Genomic DNA, 6,937 nt, shown 5'->3' on the forward strand with positions numbered 1-6,937 from the left:
TTTATTATTCCCTCTTTTATTCCCCCTTTCATTAACCCGCACCGCATTTTCAAACCATTTGATTCCATAAGCCCCATTTTTAAATCAGTGGGGCTTACAGAGTTAAATTCAAAGGAGAAATGATGGCTCAGTTAGAAGATTTAAAAGCGCATGAAAAATACAATTTGTTGTTGTGCATGGTTTCAGGTGCTTATAAAGGGACTATTCCAGGGAATGAGGATTTTAAAGAGTTGTGCGATGAATGCACTTTGAGTTATTTTCGCTCACGAAGAGACAAAGCGGCTCAGCACAAGCATTTTGAACTCATGCGTAAGGCGGATTACTTCATTGGTATTGTGAATGAGGATTCAACGACTAGAGGGGCTGAAGTCCAACGGAGCGTTTTTGCCCTAAAGATTGACCATGACACTATCGGGACTGATGAAGAGGGAGCGTTAAAGGTTGAGGGCGTTTGCGCTCAAAAAGGGAGCCAAGAATACGAAGAATTAGTCAATAAAAACACTTGGCATTTCACGCACAGCACAAGACTTGGACAACCAAAATTGATTGAGCGAAAAAATTAAGGGATTATGGGTTCTTAACCCATAACCCATTCATTATTAAGAAAGGATTTTAATGGAATTATTGACTTTAGACGGAGTGATTGAAAAAGGCATGTTTGAAATCCCCAGCTATCAAAGGGGGTATGCATGGCAGAAAGAGCAATTAAAGGATTTTTGGAACGATTTAGAGCATGTGTCCAAACTGGGAGATAAATTCCATTACATGCATAGTTTAACCTTAAGAGAGCTTGAAAATGAGTTTGAAAGCAGCGCTTTTGAAATCATAGACGGCCAGCAACGATTGGCTACAAGCCTGATCTTACTGGGCCTTTTAGCCAAAACCACCCAAAACAAAGACCCAAAGTATTCTTTAATCAACCTTGAACCCATTCTATCCTATAAGTATTATGGTTTGAGTGAAGCTTTTAGGGCGATCACTGAAGAAGAAAAAGATTTGGAAGCGTTCAAAACTTCTTTTTACGCTAAAAATTTGATTAAGGCTTACGCATTTTTTAAAGAAAAAATCAACGATACGCCCATTGAAACGCTTGAAAAAATGTTTGATGCCCTTATAAAGAAAATGCTTTTTAGCGTGGTGGAATTGAACGATAACCGAATCGATCCTTTCAGCTCTTTTGAAACGATTAACAATCGTGGTAAGGATCTATCCACTCTGGAATTGCTAAAAAACCGCTTGCATTTTGTGGCGCACAAGATTTGCGATGAAGGAGATTTAGAAAATCTTCAACAAGAAATCAATGACACCTACACCAGGATTTATTACGATTTGAGGCAATTTAAAGATGATGATTTAGAGAGGTTTTTAAAGCATTTCGTAGAGTATTATTATGGCGAGAAAGGGGATTTTAAAAAGAGGTTATTGGAAATGGAGTTTAACGCTCATAAAAAATATACCCATAACACACCCTTTAGCGATGAATATGACAAAATAGACGAGTTGTTATTTTATCTTTCTTACTATTCTAAAGTTTGGAATTTCTTGCACACGCTTGATGAAAAGGCTATCACTCTTATTTTTAATGACAATAAAAAGCTTGAGATTGAAATCACGCCTAAAATGTGCACCTTGTTAGAAAAAATGTGGCGCTTAAACGCTTTGAGCGATAACGCTTTTCTGCCCTTATTGCTCTCTCTTTTTACGATACAGCTTGAAGGGAAACACGCTAACAAACAGCTTTATACCACCAAAGAATTAGAGAGCTTGTTAGAATATTTAGAGCGTTTCGGGTTTTTAATCTATGGGGTTACTGGCAAGAATACGGCTAAAAATGAATGGATTGGATTGGCTTTTAGAGCATTTAGGGCGTATAGATATGGGGAAGAAAATATCACCATTGAAGATCTCCCAACTCTAGAAAAGAATTTTTTCAACAGACACAAAAATAGCGCTTTAGAATTGCTTGAAGAGAATATCCATTCCAAAAAGAATACTGAGAAGTGGTATAAGTGGGGTAAGGCACTGAATTACTTGCTTTATGAATACGAGCTATACCATAACCCTGAAACGACTTTGAATTTTGATGGCAGTATAGAAAGCATTGAGCATATTTTGCCTCAAAAACCCGATCAAGGCTATAGCACTAAAGAAAAAGATTGGGCTAAAAACCCCCATATCCCTAACCTGTCCATTTAATTTTGTTTAAAATATATTATGTGTATAATCATAAGAAATTTAATCAAAGGTAGTGCCATGCTTATAAACGCTGTCATAGAAAAAGATGAGAATGGGTATTTTGCTTTTGTCCCCTTTCTAAAAGGCTGTGTATCACAAGGGAAAAGTTATGAAGAAGCCCTAAGAAATATTAAAGAAGCTATAGAGCTTTATTTGGGAGTTTTAGAAGCCGATGAGTTAGCTTTTCTTTCTAAGAAAAATTCTGTAATAGCACCCATTGAGATAGCTTTTGCCTGAATTGCCACGACTCACAGCTAAAGAAGCAGAGAAGCTATTATTGCAGAATGGATTTGTTTTCTCTAGGCAAAAAGGTAGCCATAGAATTTATGTGAAAGATAAAATCAGGTAGGTTTTGCCTTTTCATTCTGGCGGAATCTTGCACCCTAAAATAGTGGAAGAAATCATGGAAAATGCCCTTAAATGAAATCTCAAAGAAGTCTTAAAGATCTTAAAAATATCCCGTGTTACTCTTTGGAAGTATGTTAAAAGTGGAAAGATACGAGTTAAACAAGAACCCAATGGTTACTATATATACAACGATTCTGATGTCTATTCTTTAGCAGGAATTGAAGATGGTAGTCTGAATGTAGTTTATGCTAGGGTAAGCACTCAAAAGCAGAAACAAGACTTGCACAATCAAATAGAAAACTGTATCTCTTTTATAAATGCTAAAGGAATATCTGTAGATAGTATCTATTCTGATATTAAAAGTGGCATGTCTTTGGACAGAAAGGGTTTTATGGAGCTTCTTAATGCGGTAATGGCGTTTAAAATTAAGGCGGTTTATATTTCCTATAAAGACCGATTAGCTAGATTGAGCTATGAGTTAGTAGAAAAGCTATTTAGCGATTATGGCACTAAAATCGTGATTATCAATCAGTGCGAATCAATCAGTTTAGAGCAAGAACTATTTGAGGACATCATGCAAACAATTCATTCTTTAGAGAATGTAATTATTTATAAAACTCTTATCTAAGCTTCTTTTTAAAGGAAGTTTATGAAGTTTTTTAAAATCCCTAAACTGCACTTAAATTCTAAAGAGTGCCAAGAAATGTTTTTAGACAATGTTAAATTTTCTAAAAAGACACAACAATTTTATCCCACTAGCACGAAAAACTCCGTCCTTTAGGACGGAGATGTAAGTGCTTAGCCGTTAGGCTATTTGAATATCGTTTCACCTAGATCCATTCGCTTTTTAGCGCATTCTATTAAAAATCAAAGTTAGCTAGTTAATGCGGTGTTTCTTGCTCTTGTATGTATTGCTTAATCATCTCTAAAGGCGCGCCTCCACAACTCCTAGCGAAATAACTAGGCGACCATAAATGCTTCCCCCACAAACTAGCTTCAACGCTTTTGAAATGGTGTTGTCTAGTCAAACGACTGCTAACGCCTTTTAAAGAATTAACTAACTTACTCACGCTCACTTTTGGAGGGTAGTTGATAAGCAAATGCACATGATCGCTCTCCCCATCAAATTCTACCAATTCGCTCTCAAAGTCCTTACACACTTTGGCAAACACCGATCCTAAAAAATCTATCACTTCCTTGTTGAACGCTTTACGCCGGTATTTAGTAACAAATACCAAATGCGCATGCATTAAAAAAACACAATGTCTTCCGTGTCTCATATCATCAATTTTTTTTATAGACCTATTTTAACAAAAAGAGGGTGAATTACCCAACCGCTAAAGCGATTGGGCTTTTTCTTGCTTCATAGCTCCATAACTAGCTAGATCCAATATGCTTCCATATTTAGAACTAACCCCGTTAGAGGAAGCTCCACAAGCTTTGACACACTCATTAGTGTGATGAGTGTAATCGCTTCGGATAATCCCTACCCTAGCTTTATCTATCTTTACTTTATGCCTTTCATCTAGCATGCCTAAAGCGTAGTTTCTAATATTGACACTCGCATTGTAATCTCTGTGGTGTGTGATCTTACAATGAGGACAAGTGAATTTAGTGATGCTTTCATGTTTTTTGCCTGTATTGACCCCACAATAAGAACATAATTGAGAGCTAGGGAAAAATCTGTCTATGCCTAATAGGGTTTTAGCTTTTCTTTGGGCTTTGTATTTTAGCATAGTAAGGAATTTCCCCCAACTCGCATTAGCAAGGCTTTTAGAATGATAGGTTTTCATAAGGCCTTTAACATTCAAAGTTTCTACCCCTATCAAATCGTATTGATTGGTTATCTCATTACTGATTTTATGCAAGTAGTCATCTCTAGTGTTTGAACAAGCTAAATGCAATCTAGCCACCTTTTTAGCTTGTTTTTTCCTGTTGTTGGAACCTTTTACTTTTTTACTTAACCTCCTTTGCGCTTTAGTGAGTTTCTTTTCTAATTTTTGATAAAAACGAATGTGTGGGTATTCTATTTTATCGCTTGTAACAATGAGCGTTCTTAAGCCCATGTCTAAACCTACCGCTTTTTTAATGATGGTAGGTTTAGGGATAGGCTCTTTGGTTTCATAGGATATAGAGCAAAAATATTGATCGGCTATGCAAGAAATAAAAGCCTGTTTGATAACGCTATCTTTAGGCAAGTTTCTGTGTAATTTAGCCTTAATGCCCTCTTTGAATTTAGGGAGAGCGATTGTTTGAGTCTCTGTTTTGATTTCTATGTTTTGGGGGATTGCAAAGGATTGCCTAGCGTTTTTCTTGGATTTGAATTTAGGGTATCTCGCTCTTTTGCTAAAGAAATTATCATAAGCGCTCACAAGCTGTCTTAACGCCATTTGCAAACTTTGAGAATTGCATTCATTGAGATAATGGTATTTTTCTTGCCGCTTGATTTGGGTTAAGACTTTTTGCATGGTGAAGTAAGTTTCTTTAATGCCTTTTGCGTATTGTTTTTGTCGGTAATCTAAAAAGTAGTTATACACCACTCTAGAACAGCCAAAATGTTTAGAAATCAATTCTTTTTGTTGGGCGTTAGGATAAATTCTAAACTTGACAGCGTTAAGCAAAACGACTCCCTTGTTTTTATCTTGTATTATTATACAATGTTTTTATAAATAATGAATAAGGCTAAACTAATGAGGAAAAACCATTATCCATTAAGGGGGTATATTTCAACCAACCGAAGTAAGCATAATCTAAAAGCCCATTTGATTTTAGTGTGTAAGTATAGAAAAAAGTTGTTGCAAGGGGATTTGAATGATTTTATTAAGTCTGTTATAGATGAGATAGCCACCCAAAGTCATTTCATTATCATTGCGATGGAAAGCGATATAGATCATTTGCACTTAATGGTTCAATATATCCCTAGAATGTCTATTAGCTCCATTATTGCTAAAATCAAACAGATCACCACTTATAGAGTTTGGCGCGATAAAAGATTTATCCCCTTATTGCAAAAACACTTTTGGAAAGAAAAAACTTTTTGGACTGATGGATTTTTTGTTTGCTCTATCGGTGAAGCTAACCTTGAAACTATCAAGGCGTATATAGAAAATCAAGGTTAGTTTCACTTAAGGTTTTTATATAGTTCCTAGCGGAACTAAAGCATTCATCCCAAACACTAAAGATATTTGGGATTTCTGCTTGGGTGGTTTTAAAAGAGATAACATTGTCTTTTATCTCAAACCCCACTCCCTTATTCAACCCTGTCTTTTTATCAACTTGGCTTTTGAAAGTGAAAGATTTGTAGTTGGCTACTTTTTTAAATCGTGGCAATTTGGCTTGTTTCTTAAAGAATTTTTTAAACGCTTTATCTATCCTTTCAGTTAAATCTTGTAAGGTTTGTGAGCCTAGTGTTTTTAAAAAAGCATAACGATGGGTCTTTTTCAATTTGGTGGTGTGTTTTTGCAAATCGTTAAGCTTTAAATACTTTTTGAAAAGTCTATAATAGCGTTTGTGCAAGGCAATGCAATGATTATAAAACACGCCATAACGCCTTAATAGTGTGTCTATACGCCTATTCTTATCGTTCTTATAGAGCTTTTGTTTGTAGGTTATCAACATAACTTTTCCATTTTTCTTTTTGCTTAGGGCGGTTGCTGTTTTGTTGGTTTTCAATGTATTGTTTGACAACATTCAAAGGCGCACCCCCCACTGTTGAAATGAAACAGGAATTGGTCCATAAAGTAGGTAGTTTTGTTTTTAAGTGGTTAAATTCTTGTCTTAATATCCTACTGCTACGACCTTTAGCGGTTTTAATGAACTTCATCACTCCAAAGCTTGGATCAATGTCAGCTAAAATGTGGATATGGTCTTTATCGGTTTACATCTCTATAATCTCTACTCTTAATTCTTTAGCCACTTCTTGAATGATTTCTTTCAATCTCATTTCTACAGCTCCCACTAATACCTTACGCCTGTATTTAGGACACCACACGATATGGTATTTGCAAGAATAGACAACATTATGATTGCTTTTGTATAAAACAGCGTTACTCATATTTGTAGTATATATAAAAAAAAATAATTAATGCAAGATATTCATAGTATTGCTATTATTTTTATATCATATTAATGCTGATACGACTATTTCATATGGCATTTAACGCCTAAAGGCGTTTCGCCTTTTATCCCCATAGCTAAAAGCTAGGGGCTTTAAGGCGTTAGTTTTGGGTAAGCGTCTCTTGCGCTCAAATAAGCTCTTCTGAATTCATCTTTGGTGAGTAAGGCTTTTAATTCTTTAAATTCTTCAGGGTGTTGATCCTTTTTAAAGCAACTTTCTAACCCACCCCATCCGCTA

6 protein-coding genes and 6 pseudogenes are annotated in these 6,937 nt (G+C 35.6%); 7 read left to right on the top strand and 5 right to left on the bottom strand.

The annotated features are described in order from the left end of the window. The first annotated feature begins 122 nt into the window (after window positions 1-122). The 6 genes and pseudogenes from CXY28_RS08325 (at window position 123) to CXY28_RS08920 (ending at window position 3,364) form a co-directional block, all read left to right on the top strand. Window positions 123-563: a hypothetical protein gene (locus tag CXY28_RS08325; protein ID WP_015643695.1), complete on the top strand. Its 441-nt coding sequence runs from the start codon at window positions 123-125 to the stop codon at window positions 561-563. A 52-nt stretch (window positions 564-615) separates the two neighbouring features. After that, a pseudogene (locus tag CXY28_RS08330) lies at window positions 616-2,178 on the top strand (DUF262 domain-containing protein); the annotation flags it as partial. A 75-nt stretch (window positions 2,179-2,253) separates the two neighbouring features. After that, complete coding sequence (locus tag CXY28_RS08335) at window positions 2,254-2,472, top strand: type II toxin-antitoxin system HicB family antitoxin (RefSeq protein WP_050825407.1); 219 nt, start codon at window positions 2,254-2,256, stop codon at window positions 2,470-2,472. Next, window positions 2,465-2,659: pseudogene (locus CXY28_RS08340) on the top strand (type II toxin-antitoxin system HicA family toxin). Before CXY28_RS08335 ends, CXY28_RS08340 begins: the two are co-directional and overlap by 8 nt. Window positions 2,660-2,665: 6 nt before the next feature. Beyond that, window positions 2,666-3,175: pseudogene (locus CXY28_RS08345) on the top strand (IS607 family transposase); the annotation flags it as partial. A 57-nt stretch (window positions 3,176-3,232) separates the two neighbouring features. Then, a complete protein-coding gene (locus CXY28_RS08920; RefSeq protein ID WP_258233157.1) occupies window positions 3,233-3,364 on the top strand; it encodes a hypothetical protein in 132 nt (43 codons plus the stop codon). Between the two features lie 100 nt (window positions 3,365-3,464). On the opposite strand, the gene tnpA (CXY28_RS08350) is transcribed toward CXY28_RS08920, so the two are convergent. Together tnpA (CXY28_RS08350) and CXY28_RS08355 are read right to left on the bottom strand one after the other, a co-directional pair. Beyond that, on the bottom strand, window positions 3,465-3,881 hold the full coding sequence (tnpA, locus tag CXY28_RS08350; RefSeq protein WP_082221856.1) for an IS200/IS605-like element IS606 family transposase: 417 nt from the start codon (window positions 3,879-3,881) through the stop codon (window positions 3,465-3,467). A gap of 39 nt (window positions 3,882-3,920) precedes the next feature. Beyond that, window positions 3,921-5,204 (bottom strand): RNA-guided endonuclease InsQ/TnpB family protein, encoded by a 1,284-nt coding sequence (locus CXY28_RS08355; protein WP_015644066.1) that lies wholly within the window; start codon window positions 5,202-5,204, stop codon window positions 3,921-3,923. Between the two features lie 51 nt (window positions 5,205-5,255). On the opposite strand from CXY28_RS08355, the gene tnpA (CXY28_RS08360) reads away from it, so the two are divergent. Next, window positions 5,256-5,702: an IS200/IS605 family transposase gene (tnpA, locus tag CXY28_RS08360; RefSeq protein ID WP_198542643.1), complete on the top strand. Its 447-nt coding sequence runs from the start codon at window positions 5,256-5,258 to the stop codon at window positions 5,700-5,702. A 91-nt stretch (window positions 5,703-5,793) separates the two neighbouring features. Here the strand turns inward: tnpA (CXY28_RS08360) and CXY28_RS08365 are convergent. The 3 pseudogenes from CXY28_RS08365 to CXY28_RS09060 form a co-directional block, all read right to left on the bottom strand. Beyond that, window positions 5,794-6,201, bottom strand: a pseudogene (locus CXY28_RS08365) (RNA-guided endonuclease TnpB family protein); the annotation flags it as partial. Further along, window positions 6,170-6,637: pseudogene (gene tnpA / locus CXY28_RS08370) on the bottom strand (IS200/IS605 family transposase). The pseudogenes tnpA (CXY28_RS08370) and CXY28_RS08365, both read right to left, overlap by 32 nt. Window positions 6,638-6,801: 164 nt before the next feature. Beyond that, a pseudogene (locus tag CXY28_RS09060) lies at window positions 6,802-6,937 on the bottom strand (SAM-dependent methyltransferase); the annotation flags it as partial.

Origin of the sequence: Helicobacter pylori, assembly GCF_002832345.1 — a bacterium.
Classification (GTDB): domain Bacteria; phylum Campylobacterota; class Campylobacteria; order Campylobacterales; family Helicobacteraceae; genus Helicobacter; species Helicobacter pylori_CP.

Coding starts and splice junctions, on each gene's coding strand:
- CXY28_RS08325 (WP_015643695.1), top strand. CDS start 123: ATGGCTCAGTTAGAAGATTTAAAAGCGCATGAAAAATACAATTTGTTG.
- CXY28_RS08920 (WP_258233157.1), top strand. CDS start 3,233: ATGAAGTTTTTTAAAATCCCTAAACTGCACTTAAATTCTAAAGAGTGC.
- CXY28_RS08335 (WP_050825407.1), top strand. CDS start 2,254: ATGCTTATAAACGCTGTCATAGAAAAAGATGAGAATGGGTATTTTGCT.
- tnpA (WP_198542643.1), top strand. CDS start 5,256: ATGAATAAGGCTAAACTAATGAGGAAAAACCATTATCCATTAAGGGGG.